General features: G+C 53.1%; 14 protein-coding genes. 10 read left to right on the top strand and 4 right to left on the bottom strand.

All coding sequences use genetic code 11. From position 1 onward, the window contains the following. Positions 1-2 precede the first annotated feature (2 nt). From IM700_RS13435 to IM700_RS13465, 7 genes are all read left to right on the top strand, one after another. Positions 3-1,472 carry a HAMP domain-containing sensor histidine kinase gene (locus IM700_RS13435; RefSeq protein ID WP_193416082.1) on the top strand — a complete coding sequence of 490 codons (1,470 nt, stop codon included), beginning with the start codon at positions 3-5 and terminating at the stop codon, positions 1,470-1,472. Next, entirely contained in the window at positions 1,469-2,623 is a 1,155-nt protein-coding gene (locus IM700_RS13440) for a WD40 repeat domain-containing protein (protein ID WP_193416083.1), read from the top strand. Before IM700_RS13435 ends, IM700_RS13440 begins: the two co-directional genes overlap by 4 nt. Positions 2,624-2,805: 182 nt before the next feature. Further along, positions 2,806-4,182: an extracellular solute-binding protein gene (locus tag IM700_RS13445; protein WP_193416084.1), complete on the top strand. Its 1,377-nt coding sequence runs from the start codon at positions 2,806-2,808 to the stop codon at positions 4,180-4,182. Next, on the top strand, positions 4,175-5,056 hold the full coding sequence (locus tag IM700_RS13450) for a carbohydrate ABC transporter permease (RefSeq protein ID WP_193416085.1): 882 nt from the start codon (positions 4,175-4,177) through the stop codon (positions 5,054-5,056). The genes IM700_RS13445 and IM700_RS13450 overlap by 8 nt, the downstream gene beginning before the upstream one ends. Before the next feature lie 15 nt (positions 5,057-5,071). After that, positions 5,072-5,950, top strand: coding sequence for a carbohydrate ABC transporter permease (locus tag IM700_RS13455; RefSeq protein ID WP_193416086.1), 879 nt, complete (start codon positions 5,072-5,074; stop codon positions 5,948-5,950). Positions 5,951-5,968: 18 nt separating this feature from the next. After that, on the top strand, positions 5,969-7,114 hold the full coding sequence (locus tag IM700_RS13460) for an efflux RND transporter periplasmic adaptor subunit (RefSeq protein WP_193416087.1): 1,146 nt from the start codon (positions 5,969-5,971) through the stop codon (positions 7,112-7,114). Between the two features lie 58 nt (positions 7,115-7,172). After that, positions 7,173-7,895, top strand: coding sequence for an N-acetylmuramoyl-L-alanine amidase family protein (locus IM700_RS13465; RefSeq protein WP_193416088.1), 723 nt, complete (start codon positions 7,173-7,175; stop codon positions 7,893-7,895). A gap of 20 nt (positions 7,896-7,915) precedes the next feature. Here the strand turns inward: IM700_RS13465 and IM700_RS13470 are convergent, their stop codons facing one another. Beyond that, on the bottom strand, positions 7,916-8,347 hold the full coding sequence (locus IM700_RS13470; protein ID WP_193416089.1) for a VOC family protein: 432 nt from the start codon (positions 8,345-8,347) through the stop codon (positions 7,916-7,918). 248 nt (positions 8,348-8,595) lie between these two features. Next, a complete protein-coding gene (locus IM700_RS13475) occupies positions 8,596-9,705 on the bottom strand; it encodes a DNA alkylation repair protein (protein ID WP_193416090.1) in 1,110 nt (369 codons plus the stop codon). 149 nt (positions 9,706-9,854) lie between these two features. Between IM700_RS13475 and IM700_RS13480 the strand changes: the two genes are divergently transcribed. Then, positions 9,855-11,165 (top strand): MFS transporter, encoded by a 1,311-nt coding sequence (locus IM700_RS13480; protein WP_193416091.1) that lies wholly within the window; start codon positions 9,855-9,857, stop codon positions 11,163-11,165. Here IM700_RS13480 and IM700_RS13485 read toward each other — a convergent pair. Beyond that, positions 11,162-12,154, bottom strand: a complete 993-nt coding sequence (locus tag IM700_RS13485; protein ID WP_193416092.1) for a zinc dependent phospholipase C family protein — start codon at positions 12,152-12,154, stop codon at positions 11,162-11,164. The genes IM700_RS13480 and IM700_RS13485 overlap by 4 nt on opposite strands. Positions 12,155-12,646: 492 nt before the next feature. Between IM700_RS13485 and ybaK the strand changes: the two genes are divergently transcribed. Together ybaK and IM700_RS13495 are read left to right on the top strand one after the other, a co-directional pair. Next, on the top strand, positions 12,647-13,168 hold the full coding sequence (gene ybaK / locus IM700_RS13490; protein WP_193416093.1) for a Cys-tRNA(Pro) deacylase: 522 nt from the start codon (positions 12,647-12,649) through the stop codon (positions 13,166-13,168). A 62-nt stretch (positions 13,169-13,230) separates the two neighbouring features. After that, complete coding sequence (locus IM700_RS13495; RefSeq protein ID WP_193416094.1) at positions 13,231-13,872, top strand: YfbR-like 5'-deoxynucleotidase; 642 nt, start codon at positions 13,231-13,233, stop codon at positions 13,870-13,872. 74 nt (positions 13,873-13,946) lie between these two features. On the opposite strand, the gene IM700_RS13500 is transcribed toward IM700_RS13495, so the two are convergent. Further along, the gene (locus tag IM700_RS13500; protein WP_193416095.1) at positions 13,947-14,930 is read right to left on the bottom strand and encodes a zinc-binding dehydrogenase; all 984 of its coding nucleotides are present in this window, start codon (positions 14,928-14,930) and stop codon (positions 13,947-13,949) included. Between the last annotated feature and the right edge of the window lie 21 nt (positions 14,931-14,951).

Below are 14,951 nucleotides of genomic sequence, written 5' to 3' on the forward strand. Positions count from 1 at the left end.
CGATGATCCGTACGATTCGGGGAAAGTTTCTCGTCGGTTTCTTTCTTATCTTTGCCTTGTCCTTTGTCCTGCTGAATCAAACCGTGGACCACATCATCCAGAAGAGCAACCGGAACATTATCACCGATGATTTGATTGGGTTGAAGAAGAACAGCAATGTCTATGTTCGTCAGGCGTTCCTGATCAATCACTTCACGAACGATGATCTCTATTTCGGGCAAATGTCTGAAGAGATCGTAAATGACCTGAAGAGGGCGACCTCCAGCGAGGTTAGCGCGTATACCGTGGATGGGGTGCTGCTTCATTCGTCTTCGGAGGCGGCGTTTACCCAGGCGGCAGATGATGATTTAAAACAGGCGCTTCAAGGTAAAACCGCTTATACCATCTCCTATGAACAAGGGATGGCGGCTGTACGTTACTCTTACCCGGTGATCATCGACGGAACCAAAGTCGGGATCCTGCGATTTGCCAAGGACTTTACATTGCTGTACGAACAAAGTGGCACGATTCTGGATACCATCACCTATTTAGCATTCGGGATTATGGCTGCGGCGTTCCTGTTCTCCTATATCCTGTCACGCAATATGACCATCCCCCTGGTCAAGCTCAGCAAAGCCTCCAATGAGGTCATGAACGGGAATTTGGACGTGAGCATCGACGTTAAGCAGAAGCGACGAGACGAAATCGGCCGGTTAGCCGCTAACTTCAACGAAATGATAGGTCAAATCAAGCAGCAGATCGCCCGCATTGAACGCGACCGTGACCGTCTGGAGCGGTTGAATCAGCAGCGGAAGACGTTCTTCGACAACGTGACCCATGAGCTCAAAACCCCGCTGACCTCGATCCTCGGTTATGCCGAGATCATCCGTCAACAAGGGGAGTCGGATCGGGCTTTTTTTGATAAAGGCATGAACCATGTTGTCCAGGAAAGCGAACGATTACACGACATGGTCTTGCGGTTGCTGGAATTATCGAAGGAAACGGCGGGACGTGAAGAGTTCAGACGCGTTGAGACGGGACGAATTTTGCGCGATACATGCGAGGCTTTAACGTTTAAAGCCAAACGCTACCAAAAAACACTCCGCTGCGAAATCGACGAACAGCTTGAGGTTTACGGGCAGGAAGACCGCATCCGGCAATTGTTTATCAATTTGCTAGACAATGCCATCAAATACAGCGAAGCTCGTTCGGAGATCCAGGTTCAGGGGGGACGCGCGGGGGAGATGGCTCGTTTCCTCATTATCAATCGGGGGGAGACGATCCCGCCAAACCAATTGACTGAAATTTTCGAGCCGTATTATGTCCCGGACCGACAGGGTGCTAAAGAGACGGGGAGCGTTGGGCTAGGGCTGGGCATCGTGAAGTCCATCGTCGACGATCATGGAGGGAACATTCGGATGAGCAGCGAACACGAAATGACGACCGTTGAGGTGGAGCTGCCCTTGATGATGGCGGAAAGGGAGCGGTCATGAAACGAAGGATATTACGTACCCTTGTTTGGTTGATGATCTGTGTCATGATGTTAGCGGGTTGCGGCGGGAGACCGCAAACCCAAACGATCATCATTCCGGACACGGACGAAAGTCAGAACTCAGGCGGACAAACCGGCCCGTTCGAGGTCCAAAAGATCTACCGAATCGAACTGGCTGCCAAGGGCGGGTTGATCGGCTGGTCCGGAACCAATGCGTTGTTAGGTTATTTTAGCGGATCTGGGGGATCGCAAAGTCTTCAGGAAATCAAGCCTCCTTATGACAACTTGCTGCAGGTCCTCGAAGTGGATCCTAAACAGTTTGTATTTGATTTATCCCCGGATGGACAGCGAATCACAGCGATCGAGGAGAACGATGGAAATTTTGAACTCAAGCTGCTGTCTCTTGCCGATGGAACGGAACAAAAGTTAAGCACCTTTGACCCTTCCCAACTCACCTCGAAATGGTTCACCTGGTCGGATAATAGCCGGTATCTCTCTTTCGCGAGCTACACCACTCAACCCGAGAGCAAAGGCCAATCTGATATCGTGGTGTACGATGTGCAGAATGGAACGCAAGCGACCTACTTGGTCCCGATCCCCGAGGGCAGCCGGGCGGAGCTGTATTCCTCCGTCCATGTTGCGGATGACGGGAACAGCGCTTTTCTACTCAACCAACGGATGGATGAAACCTGGATCGTCATCGGAACCTGGAATGACGGGGTATTCACCGCTCAATATAAACATGAGTTGATCGGAGACGGTCAAGCCGCGTGGATGAATGACGATCAGGTGGCCTTCCTGGGGAGCGATGGGACGTTATATACGTACGACCTTCGGAATGAAGCGGTGACGGTCTTGCTGGACAGCGCTTTTAGCTTCAGTCTGTCCGGGGATCACCAATACGTCGCCTACAGCAAGGGGGACGGAACGTTGTTCGCCGGCAAGCTGCAGGGGAACAACGTTCTGAACGCCAAACCGATTTATCAGGGCATTCTGCCATCTCAGATGGCCTGGAGCCCGGATAACCGAAGACTGCTGATCTTCGGCGGAAGAAGTCTACTGAAAGGGAAGCCGGAGCCCGTAGAGGTGCAAAATCCAGAAACCTCCCTTCAGAGCGCCGAATGGCTGCCCTTCATTATCGAATTTAAATAACTTATCTTTCAATGGACAGGAGCGTGAACGGTGACGCCCCTGTCTTTTTTGTGTTTGCAAGCATTTAGAGACATTTTGTTGACAACTCGGTCAAACGATGGTGACATCTGCCCTTTACGATGAAGTAGGCCTATCAAACAGGAGTTCATCTTTCGCAATAGCGCCGAAAGGAGTAAAAGACGGTGAAAACCACAATCAGAATGAGAGCAAGAGCATCTGCAGCCGCCGGTTTCTTCCTGTTGTTCGCACTTGCCGCATGCAGCGGCGGGGGAGGAGAAACACCCCAAATCCAAATCGGCGAATCCGGCGATAGAGGATCCGAACAACCGGTCGAGGCCCCGGCGAATGCGGGGATGACCACGTTGACTTTTTCAACATTTTTTCCGGATACGCATTTGGAGGAGCTCGTCAGCCAATATGAAGCCTTGCACCCGGAGGTAGATATTCAACTCCAGAGTGTACAGACAGATAATGCCCATCTGGAAGCGGAAATGGAGAAATTCAAGACCCAAACCAATACAGCCATGCTGGCAGGAAAGGGGCCGGATTTGCTGCTGCTGGACGATTTGCCGGCAGCAAGTTATGTGAAGAACGGTCTTCTCGTCAATTTCGATGAGCTCATCGCGCAGGATGCTGCCTTTAAAAGAGAGGACTATTTCACGAATATCTTGGATCATGCCAAGATCGGCGGCGGCCTGTATGCCATGCCGATTTCGTTCTTCCTGCACGGACTGGCCGGCGACGAAGAAGCGCTTGCCCAAGCAGGGGTTGAAATCAACGACGAGTCCTGGTCATGGAACGATTTCGCGGTGCTGTCCAAACAGCTGGTCAACAAAACGTATCCGCATGTCATCCACACCGAACCCCAATATATGCTGAACTGGATGGTGTCTGACAATTTATCGCTGTTTGTGGATGAGCCCAACGGGACGGCCAAGTTCAACACGGCCACGTTTACCGGCTTAATGAAGCAGGTCCAGAAAATGTCCGAAGACGGGGTGATCGGCGCAGAGGGAACCCCCTATTTCTTCCCGGTACAGATCAATTCGCCCGGCGATTATTTCGAATCGTTAAACAGCTTCCTGAGTTCTAACATGAAGTTGTACGTTAAACCTCACGCGCAGGACGTTGGCGCCGGCGGGTATTTCCAACCCTACCGAAGCATCGGCCTGAATGAAAGTTCCAAGGCGAAGGAACAAGCCTGGGACTTCGTGAAGTTCATGATCTCCGATCAAGTGCCGGTGGATCCGAACCATGCCGGCTTTCCGCTCAATAAACGGTTGTACGCCCAGGAGGTTGAACAGTTGAAGAAGGACGGCTCCGTACCGACCGCCAAAGAGGGTCCTTTGAAAGGGGTTCCGATCCAGGTGAATCCGGACGAACTTGACGCGCTGGAGAGCAAACTGACAGGTGCAATCCATCTGGTATCTAAGTTTCAACCGGATCAGCTGTCAGAGATCATCATGGAACAATCTCAAGCTTTCTTCAGCGGGCAGAAATCCGCCCAGGACGTCGCCGGCCTGATCCAAAACAAAGTTACGACGTATCTCAATGAATAGCCGTTGGCTGTCGAGGACGTTTCGGAGGGAAACCGCTGCAGTGCTGTTATTCTTGGCGCCGAGCGTGCTTGGTTTTGCAGTGTTTTACATCATTCCATTTGTGATGGGCATCTCTCAATCCTTGACCAACCGCACCCTTAACGGCAGCTTCATCGGATTGTCCAACTATTCGGAACTGCTGGCCAGCGGTTCGTTCCGCAAAGCGGCTGCTAACACGCTGTTATTCACAGGGGTCAGCGTTCCGCTCCTGATCGCCTTGTCCTTGAGCTTGGCGCTGTTGATCAATAAAGGGCCGTTCTTCCGTCAAGGCTTGCAGACCGCTCTGATTCTGCCGCTGGTCGTCCCTGTGGCATCGGTTGTCCTGGTCTGGCAAATCTTCTTCGACTGGAACGGGACGTTGAACGCCTGGCTAACTCATGTGGGTCATAGCCGTGTCGACTGGCTGCAATCGAACGGATCTATGGTCGTGCTGGTGGTGTTGTATCTATGGAAGAACATCGGCTACAACCTGATCTTGTTTCTGGCGGGCTTGCGGCAAATCCCGCGGGATTACTACGAAACCGCACGAATTGAGGGGGCGGGAAGGTGGCATCAGTTTACACGGATTACGCTGGTCTATTTGACGCCAACGCTGTTCTTCGTTGTGCTGATCTCGATCATCAATTCGTTTAAAGTGTTCCGCGAAACGTATTTGCTGGCAGGGGATTATCCCTATGACCGGATTTACATGCTGCAACACTACATGAATAATATGTTCGCGGCGCTGGAAATTCAGAAGCTAACGGCGGCGGCTACCCTGATGGTTCTCTGTATTTCCGTCCTGGTCATCGTTCTTCTCTCGGTGGAGCGGCGGTTTCGGGATGTTCTGGACTGAAGGGAGGGAAGCACGATGAAAAAGTCGAGGCAGCTCCCGCAGCTAGCGTTAACAGTAATACTTGGCTTCATTGCCTTATTAATGTCCGTTCCACTGCTCCTGACGTTTACGAATTCGTTGATGACGGAGACGGAGATCGGGTTGAATTACGGGCTCATCGGACAGATGACGGATGCTGCGGCGGGAGGCAATACCCACTTTGTCAATCTAAAGCTGCTTCCGGATTGGCTGAGCTTCGGGCAATATCGGGAGGTCTTAATCATGAATTCCAAATTCTTGCGAATGTTCTGGAATTCGGTGGGGATGGTGGTACCGATCATCGCTGGTCAGACCTGGGTTGCTTCTCTGGCAGCCTATGCTTTCGCGAAGCTGCGTTTTCGCGGAAGGGACAAGCTGTTTCTGGTCTATCTCTTAACCATGCTGATGCCGTTTCAAGTGACGCTGGTGCCGAATTATTTGGTGGCTAGTACGTTGGGGCTGATGAACAAGGAAGCGGCCATTATTTTGCCTGGAATCTTCGGCGCGTTTGGGGTGTTTATGCTGCGTCAATTCATGGCGCATATCCCTGGCGCTTACGCGGAAGCTGCCAAAATAGATGGGGCTGGAGAGTGGACGGTGTACCGGCATATCGTTATCCCGTTGGCCAAACCCGGTTTGGCGGCGCTAGCGGTGCTGTTGTTCGTGGACTATTGGAATATGATCGAACAGCCGCTCCTCTTCCTGCAGGATTCATTTAAACAGCCGTTGTCGCTTTATCTGGCACGCATTGCCTCGGAGGAGCGGGGAGTCGGTTTTGCGGCCTCCGTCTTGTACATGACGCCGATGTTGCTGCTGTTCTTCTACGCAGAGTCTTATTTCATCCAAGGGGTACAATTGTCGGGAATTAAAGGTTAGCAGGACGGAGGAATCGCATTGGAAGCGCAATGGAATGAGGAGTCGCGGCTGCGAGTTAGGCAGCGGAAAATCAGATGGCTTGCCGGTTTGTTTATCGGCTTGCTACTGGTTTTTACGCTACTTGGCAACACACTGCAGAACCTGATGCTACCTAGAGTGCTGGTAGCCGCTGCGAGTCCCGGCGAGCTGGCACATTCATATGAAGGTTCAGCTCTATTGAAATACGGAGCCACTCAGGCTTTAATGAACCCGGCCGGCTGGAAAGTCAGTCAGGTGCATGTGAAAGAAGGGGATGTGGTTCGCAAGGGCGACCTTCTGATCGAGTATGACGACCGTGAAGCAACCCAAGAGTTGGCCGACATGAAGGCGAACCTTGAGAAGCTCAAGTTGTTACTTGCCGATGGGCAAGAAGCTTACAAGCAGGCGGCACAGGTGGGAGATGAGTCGGCACAACAAAGCGCTCGTACCGCCATACAAACCGCGAAGATCGATATCGCCACACAAGGTCAGCATCTGGCGGCTTTACACACCAAAATCGAGGACAACCGCCGACTGGTCGCCCCGTTCGACGGCACGATCATCGAGATCTCAGCGGTTGAAGGACAAGCTTCCGCCGGGGGGCCGGATATCCGCTTATCCGACAGTTCCAAAGGGTTTCGCCTTGAACTGCTGATTCCAAACGATGTCGCGGAGCTTGTGCGGGTCGGTGATGAGCTGGATGTCCTGCTGCCAGATCAGGAAAATTCGATCGTTCAGGGGCAGATCTCAAGCTTGGAAGCTAATGCAGGAAGCGATTCGACCGGCAGCGGAACCGATCAGACGGACCTAGCTACAACACCCGGTCAACTCTTGACGGTTTTGCTCCATGGAGACCATTTGCGCAGTGGGATCAAGGCTCGAGTCGTTATGACGAAAACCGGAAGCGCGGGGACGCTTCTAGTGCCTAAAGCGGCGATCCATGAGGATGATGCCGGTACGTTCGTCTATACGGTTGAGCCCAGAGAAAGCCCGCTTGGCAATGCTTACTACGTTGCTCGAGCTAACGTCGAAGTTGCTGGAAGCAACGGGTACAACACCGCCATTACCGGAGGGGTTTTCGAGGGTCAGCAGGTGATTGTGGAGAGTACCGATCCAATTCTGGAGGGCAGTCGCGTTCGTTTTTGAGCGGAGATATAGATGGTGATGGAGAGGGAGAAGAGGAGAAAAGCGGGAGGAGAGCAACATGGGGAGAAGTGGGAAAGTTGCGTATTTCATTGCCTTCTTAGGTATCGTTATCGTTTTGTTATCCTTTGGTGGAGTGATCACCTTCGGTGGTGAGGATAAAGTAGGCTCCGGTCATCGGTTCTTGTCGTCCGCACCGGCGACCGGGGAGGAAGTGCCCGTACCCGACAGATCCGAAGGGAAATACCGGATCGTCATCGACCCCGGTCACGGGGGAAAGGACCCGGGGGCCAGCAGTGTGAGCGGCAGGGAGGAGAAAGAGTTTTCGCTTGCCCTCGCTCGGAAAGTGGTTGATCTCCTTCGGCAGGATCCAAAGTTCGAACCGTACTTAACTCGAACAAATGACGAGTTTATCGAATTGGAGGACCGTTCCAAGGTTGCCAACGAGCTGCATGCCGATGCATTGATATCTCTTCACGGCAACACCTATGAAGGGCCGGAGAACGTTTCCGGAACGGAGACGTATTATTACGCTGAAGGAGATGGCAGTCGTGATCTTGCGGAGGAAATTCATCAGCATTTAATCGAAGCCTTGGATTTCCGTGATCGAGGGGTTCGTCAGGAGGACTGGAAGGTGCTGCGAACAAGCAAGGTGCCGGCAGTCCTGGCGGAAATTGGGTTTCTGACGAATGCTGAGAACGAGTCGGTCCTGTTAAGCGAAGCGGGACAGGACAAGGCAGCGAAGGCGATCGTGGAGGCACTGAAGGATTACTTTGGGAAATAATAACGGAAGAAACGGCATGCTTACATGCCGTTTCTTCCGTCGTCATAACTAAGCTGCCATTCGATGCCGTACTTGTCCTTCAAATTGCCGTAACAAGGACTCCAGAAGGTCTCCTGCAATTCCATTTGAACCGAACCGCCTTCCTTGAGCCGTTCAAATGCGGAGGTGATCTCCTCCCGGTTTGGGCTGACCAGCGCCAAACTGATATGGGTTCCAACGGTATAGGGGGAACCCGGGAACACGTCGGAGAACATCAGGTTGCTGCCGCTAACCTTAAGGTTGGCATGCATGACGCGGTCCTTCGCTTCTTCGGGAAGCGTATAATCCGGCTCGGCGGAATGCGCTTCGCCGTAGGTGAGAATTTGCGGCCGCTCCACGCCGAATGCCTGGGCATAAAATTCAACCGCCTCACGGCAGTTCCCATCAAAATACAAATAAGCGTCAATAGGCATGATCTCTTCCTCCTCGTCATATCTTGTCCTACACGGGTGACTCCTTCACCAGCTTAACCAGAATGGGTCGTACCCAATCCATCGAGTGAATCAGATCTAAAGAAAAGTTTCAATTTCAACAAACAGCCCCAACTGCAAAAGAGCATCCCATGATCTGCCAAATCCCGATTCCGAAAGGATGAACTGTTGCCGCAAAAGTTTATGGGAAAGAACAGAAGATCTGGCCAACCCTGTCCAGGTCTTGCTTGTTATTCGGTGACTTGCAGCGTTAATACCGTTTCAGCCACTTCTACACCATTCACCAACAATACGATGCGGTGTTCTCCGGGGTAATGACGGCGGGTCGACAGGTCTGCCCAACTGTGCTTCCTTGCACCGCCGATCCGCGAACCGCCAGGGATAGTTTTGTCCGATAGCAGGAACAGCTTACGCGAGGTTCGACCGCCGGCTTTGACGAAATCGATGCCGTATTCGATACGCACCTTAGCCGGTTCACCTTCGCGGATCGTCAACTCGTAGCGAAGCTCGCTACTGTCGCCGATATGCAGTACGGTCGGCACGATCTCAAGCGCCGCCGTGGTCGTGAGCGGATGGCCGTCCTCGACGGCCGCGTAGCCGAACAGCTCTAGCGCTTCAGGTCCGCCGCGGCGGATCAAGGTGCGGCAGCCGTGGCGCACAATCCAATCGGTGTGCGGGTGGGTACCCTTCCAACGCCGAGTGAGCTCCAAGACGAATTCAGGATGGTCCTTGGCAATATCGTTCAGGTTGTTGGCTACGCTCTTGCGGACGTACAAGCTGGGATCGGCCTTTAGCCGCTCAAGAATCGGAACGATTGGCGCAGGGTCACGTTTGAACATCGGCAGCGCTTGACCCCAAGGGAGGCGCGGCCTGCAGCCTTCGCTCGCCAATCGGCGAACGTGCTCATTGACGTGTTCCGCCCATGTCGCCATCTGACGCATCATCCGTTCCGGATCGCGTTCGATAAACGAACGAACGGCAAACTCGGCGGACGACCTCGGCGTAAAGCGCTCGAGCGCCTGCATGGCAAGCGGCCAGTCCGCTTCGGCATGGCCAAACACCTCAACGAAGTCAGGGAAGAACAAGTAAGGGAACCCAACGCAGGTTTCGTCAATGGCGTACAGGACGTCCAACGCCTCCGTAAAGCTTGGCGGAAGCCATGCACCCAGTTTCAATGTAATTTGCCGCATCCGAGCTTTGAGTTCCAGCTTGTCCCAGGTTTCGTCCATCACTGCGGCGACAAATGTATCCGCGTCGAACGCCGGGTAGGCGCCCTTCACTTTGCCGCCGAAGCCGCGTAGAAATGCTTCGTTATACATCGATTTTAACGTATCGGCCATGTCTCTTCTCCGTTCCATGCCAAACTGTGATCGAGAGATTTAGGGTTCTATTTTACTATGACGGTTTTATTCAGCGCAAACACCGGAGAAACACGGCGTTAATCCTATTCTACTATAATCTAAACATTCGTAGGGGAGGGGGCAAAAGGATGAACAAATCGAAGATACGTGCCTGGATCCTGTACGATTGGGCGAATTCGGCTTACGCCACCACGGTGTTGGCGGCGGTACTTCCTATCTTTTACGCTGGCGTGGCGGCGCAAGGCTTAAGCAAAAGCACCGCGGCGTCTTATTTAGCCTACACGCATGCCATCGGCATGGCGTTGGTGGCGCTCATCTCGCCATTGTTGGGATCCATCGCGGACTTATCGGGGCGAAAAACGTCGTTCCTATCCTGGTTTGCCCTGCTAGGCATCGCCGGGACAACCGGATTCGCGCTCGTCGGACCGGGAGATTGGCTGCTCGCCTCGGCGTTGCTTGTCATCACGACGGTTGGATTCTCTGGAAGTCTGACGTTTTACGACTCGATGCTCCCTGATCTGGTACCTTCCCGGGATCGGGATGGCGTTTCGGCTAAAGGTTATGCAGCAGGGTATGTCGGCGGAGGGATTCTGCTGGCTATCAACCTCTTGATGATTCAGCAGCCGCGGTGGTTTGGCCTAAGGGATGAACTGGCGGGAACTCGGCTTTCTTTTCTCAGCGTAGGCCTTTGGTGGCTAGTTTTCTCGTTGCCGATCATGCGCAAGGTGCCGAATTTATCCAAGCAAGTGTCCGGGCTAACCACGGGGGGATATGTACGGGCTGCCGGTCAGCGAATCGGCGGTACGTTCCGGGACATCCGGCGCTATCCGCAACTATTTCGAATGATCGCTGCATTCTGGTTCTACAACGACGGGATCAACACGATCATCCTGATGGCTACCATCTATGGAACGACGCTTGGAATCGGTACCAGCGATCTGATCTTGGCTCTGCTCATTACGCAATTCGTCGGGTTCCCCAGCACCATTCTGCTTGGCAAAGCGGCTACGCGCCTTGGTCCTAAGCGGATGCTGATCGCCTCGTTAGGTATCTATGTGCTGATCGTTCTCTTGGGTTTTGGGATGAGTAGCGCCCTGCATTTTTACATCCTGGCCGTAATGGTTGGGTTGGTCCAAGGGGGAAGTCAATCGATTTCCCGTTCGATCCTTAGCGATCTGATGCCGCCGAACCGGACGGGGGAATTTTTTGGTTTCGTCAACATTACGAGTAAATTCTCTTCTATTTTTGGACCGTTTGCATTCGGACTCATCGGACAATGGACTGGCAATCCGCGTCTAGGGATTCTATCGCTGCTGCTGTTCTTCGCTTTAGGCATCGCCGTCGTGGCGAAGCTGAACCTTGTCCAAGGCAGGGCAGACGCCTTGCGGGGAGCCGGCGGTGGTCCCGATGCCGGAGCGCAGCCGCCGGTGACGGCCTAAACCTTAACCGATTGACGGCGACTCCAGATGGGCTCCGCGTATCGATTGACTAAATTGCTGACGCATTCTTTTCCCGTATCATAAGAGCGATCCCCTAACGTTTGCCGGAACTGTTCTCGTTTCCGCACGGCTGCTTCGGGGATTTCTTCATTTAGCCATTCTCCCAGGGCTCCGAGAACTCGTTCGCCGTCCGCGAGCGCCTGTTCCCAAAGCTCCCACACGCTTTCCGTTCTGACTTCGGATAAGACGGCGGAATGCCGCCACCTCGCATGCCGTTCGTTCAGATAATCCGGAGCGGAAGGGATCGAAACAGACGGGGCGGGCGGATAAAATAAGCCACGGATCGGTCTCGGCGTCAACCGCTTCTTCCAGCCCTTCGGATCGTTCAGCAGACGAAATGCGAGTCGCATGTCACGATAGGCCGCTTGCCAGCTGGTGAATGGCAGGTTATCCATCTCGGGGTAATGGGCGAGACAAGTCTCGTGGAGGACCCGGCGAATATGCAGGGGCAACCCGGCTTCGAGATCGATTTCTTTCCAACTGGGATGACGCGAAACGTCAAACTGTTTTAGCTTCCACAGGAATGCAGCGTCCAAGGCAATTTCGAAGCGCTGATGGTCCAGCCCTTTGTAACCGGCACTCCAATTAATGTAAGGGTGTAGATTACGGTCGAGAAGGTGATGGGTGAGAAAACCGAGGAAATACAGCAAGGCATCCGAGCGATCGGGTTCGGGGAGCGTGAGGCTATGTGCGAAAACATCAACTAATACCGATCCGCAGCTTCGACTGTGCATGAGGTTGCCGAGTCGAAATGCTCGACTGGAGTTACTCCTGGACAAAAAGCCATGGAAAAGCAGAACATCCGGCCCCTGGCAGCCAACATGATAGAGCTTGCGTAGAGCCGGAAGCCCGCGTAATAATGGCAAACGTTCTTGAAAATCGGTCGCAAGCCGTTCTCCATACTCCAAATGCATCCATAAGGCCGGCATGGGAATTCCTCCTGCTGTAGTTCGCCCGCCAAGACGGAGAGCGAAGTTCTTAAGACCAGCATAAGGAGCGTTTGTTAGAGGAGCGTGAAAAGAGATCCGGGATCGTGTTAAGATTTATGGCGCGCTTTTACTATACCTAACGCATAAGCAATCAGGGCGAGACCCACGAGAAGGTTCAAACCTGTCGTCATCAGCGGTTTTGCTTGAGGGATTCAAAAATTCGTTGATCGGTCACGTCCATGGGGATCTCTTGTCTCCTGGTTGATATTTTACCTCTCATAGTAGGAAAAGTGTTCAAGAATGTAAATAAGTATTGGAAAATGCGTTAATTAATTATCTAAATTAACCTAAAACATAAATAATTGAAGATAGAAGGACTAGGAAGCCATTTCAGAAAAAACAAATTAAACCGATCCGGGCCTGTCACCCACGCAACGGAAGTGCTAGGATAATTTTCATAAGGGAAACATGGATATCAAAGGAGTGGGATCAATGGCAGAGACCAAAACGAATGCCATGCGGATGCTGGAGAAGTCCAAAACGCCATACAACATCTTCGCGTACGATGCCGAGGACGGGCAAATTCACGGGACCGCTGTGGCGGAGAAGATTGGCAAACCGATGGAGAAGGTGTACAAGACGCTGGTGGCTCATCAAGGCCCAGCGTTATTCGTGTTTATAATTCCGGTAGCCGAAGAGCTTGACTTGAAGAAGGCAGCCAAAGCAGCCGGGGTCAAAAAAATCGAGATGCTCCCGCTCAAGGATTTGCTGCAGCACACCGGATATGTCCGAGGCGGCTGCTCTCCGGTCGGTATGAAGAAATTGTTCCCGACCTGGATCGACAGCCGGGCGGAGGGCTTGGACACCTTCCTCGTCTCTGCCGGGCGGATCGGCTTGCAGATGGAGCTTACGCCGCAGCAGCTTGCGGCACAAGTCAAGGGAAAGTTCGCCTCGCTTGTCCGTGAAGTCGGGGATGAAGGGGAGATGGAGGACGAAGGGATACGTCGGTTTTGACGTCCCCATAACAATCACCGTCTATACTGGGGTAAAAACCATACAGAAAGATGGATGATCTGATGGGCATTCATGCTTATTTTCGCTCCTTAAATGAACTGGAACGCATCTATCGCTGTCCCGGAAGGTTCAAATTCGAAGAACATAGCGTGGCGGCGCACTCCTGGAAAGTCGTGCAGTACGCGAAAACTTTAGCCGATATCGAAGAACAACATGGCGTTGTTATCGACTGGAAGAAGTTGTATGAAATTACGAGCAGTCATGATTACGGCGAGATCTTTATTGGGGATATCAAGACGCCGGTCAAGCACGCATCGATCGAGCTGCGGAACTTGATCCAGCAGGTTGAAGAGGGCATGGTCCACAATTTCATCGATGAGCATATCCCCGAAGAGTTCAAAACGATCTTCCGCAACCAGCTTCGCGAAGGGAAGGACCATACCGTCGAAGGGCTCATTCTCGAGGTCGCCGACAAGATGGATCAGGTCTACGAGGCGTTTGCCGAGCTGCAGCGGGGGAATACAGAGAAGGAATTCGTCAAGATGTACCGCGATGCGTTGGTTAAAATCAAAAATATCCGTCTTCGTTGCGTCGACTACTTCCTACGTGAAATTCTAACGGACATGGTCAACGAGGGGACGAGCTCGCCGATCGACATCAGGCGGATTACGCAGGAAGCGCTGGAACACGGTGAAGGCGCTTGAACTGGGAGATGAAGAAGAAGCCCATTCCAGAGCATTGGAATGGGCTTCTTTGTGCTTCAAGGATAAGCGAATCGTTACAGCTCGGCGACGATTTTGCCGCGGACATGGCGCTGGGATAGGCGAATCAAGGCGTCCGGTACTTGCTCCAGTTGAATCACTTCCTGGACCAAAGAGTCGACTTTGTTCTGCTGCAGCAGAGCCATAAATTCGCCAGCCATGACAGCGAGATCTTCCTCGGCTTTCCGACTCCCTGAGCCATAAGCACCGGCAATCATCAGCTTATGCAGCGTAAACGATTTGCTGGACGGCTGGAAATCGGCCACTGTCTCCGGTGCGCCGGCAATACAGGCCAGTTGCCCGCCGAAGGCCAGGGTGTCTAAGTCCAGATGGGCCGTTGCTCGGTTCAACGAGTTGATGATCAAATCCACGCCAACCCCGTTCGTGATAGCCATGACGCGTTCCTGAACGTTATCCGAGTTATAGTCGATGACCTCATCAGCGCCAAGGCTTCGGACGTAGTCCGCATTCTGCGGCGAAGCCGTTGCGAGGATGGGAGAGGCACCGTAGAGCTTGGCAAGTTGAATGGCATATCCGCCAACCCCACCCGCTCCGGCATGGACAAGGAGGGATTGCCCCGAACGGATATTCATTTTGCGCGTCAAAATCTGGTAAGCCGTTAGCCCGGCGCAAGGAAACGCCGCTGCGTCCGTAAAGGATACGCCGTCCGGGATCGCCGCCACCGTATGAGCGACGGTGACGGTGTATTCGGCGAACCCGCCAGGCCGGGTGAAATCGGCCATGTAGGCAACCCGGTCGCCCGTCTTCCAGGTAGTGACGCCTTCGCCAACAGTATCAACGACACCCGCAACGTCGATCCCAAGCACGAACGGATACACCCAGGCTGGATTCCCGTTTGGCGATACTTTGTAATCGATCGGATTCAAGCCGGCGGCATGAACGCGAACCCGAATTTCGCCAGGGCCAGGCACGGGCATAGGCAACTCGGCGATTTCAAGCGTATCAGGTTTTCCCGGTTTCGGGAGGATAAGTGCTTTCATCTGTATCTCCTTTTCGTTCCT

It is taken from the genome of Paenibacillus rhizolycopersici, assembly GCF_014947195.2.
GTDB lineage: Bacteria > Bacillota > Bacilli > Paenibacillales > Paenibacillaceae > Fontibacillus > Fontibacillus rhizolycopersici.

What these genes read in the sequence shown, in the direction of transcription:
- IM700_RS13470 (WP_193416089.1), bottom strand. Translation starts at nt 8,347, where the DNA reads ATGCCTATTGACGCTTATTTGTATTTTGATGGGAACTGCCGTGAGGCG.
- IM700_RS13450 (WP_193416085.1), top strand. Translation starts at nt 4,175, where the DNA reads ATGAATAGCCGTTGGCTGTCGAGGACGTTTCGGAGGGAAACCGCTGCA.
- IM700_RS13440 (WP_193416083.1), top strand. Translation starts at nt 1,469, where the DNA reads ATGAAACGAAGGATATTACGTACCCTTGTTTGGTTGATGATCTGTGTC.
- IM700_RS13465 (WP_193416088.1), top strand. Translation starts at nt 7,173, where the DNA reads ATGGGGAGAAGTGGGAAAGTTGCGTATTTCATTGCCTTCTTAGGTATC.
- IM700_RS13475 (WP_193416090.1), bottom strand. Translation starts at nt 9,705, where the DNA reads ATGGCCGATACGTTAAAATCGATGTATAACGAAGCATTTCTACGCGGC.
- IM700_RS13495 (WP_193416094.1), top strand. Translation starts at nt 13,231, where the DNA reads ATGGGCATTCATGCTTATTTTCGCTCCTTAAATGAACTGGAACGCATC.
- IM700_RS13455 (WP_193416086.1), top strand. Translation starts at nt 5,072, where the DNA reads ATGAAAAAGTCGAGGCAGCTCCCGCAGCTAGCGTTAACAGTAATACTT.
- IM700_RS13435 (WP_193416082.1), top strand. Translation starts at nt 3, where the DNA reads ATGATCCGTACGATTCGGGGAAAGTTTCTCGTCGGTTTCTTTCTTATC.
- IM700_RS13485 (WP_193416092.1), bottom strand. Translation starts at nt 12,154, where the DNA reads ATGCCGGCCTTATGGATGCATTTGGAGTATGGAGAACGGCTTGCGACC.
- IM700_RS13500 (WP_193416095.1), bottom strand. Translation starts at nt 14,930, where the DNA reads ATGAAAGCACTTATCCTCCCGAAACCGGGAAAACCTGATACGCTTGAA.
- IM700_RS13480 (WP_193416091.1), top strand. Translation starts at nt 9,855, where the DNA reads ATGAACAAATCGAAGATACGTGCCTGGATCCTGTACGATTGGGCGAAT.
- ybaK (WP_193416093.1), top strand. Translation starts at nt 12,647, where the DNA reads ATGGCAGAGACCAAAACGAATGCCATGCGGATGCTGGAGAAGTCCAAA.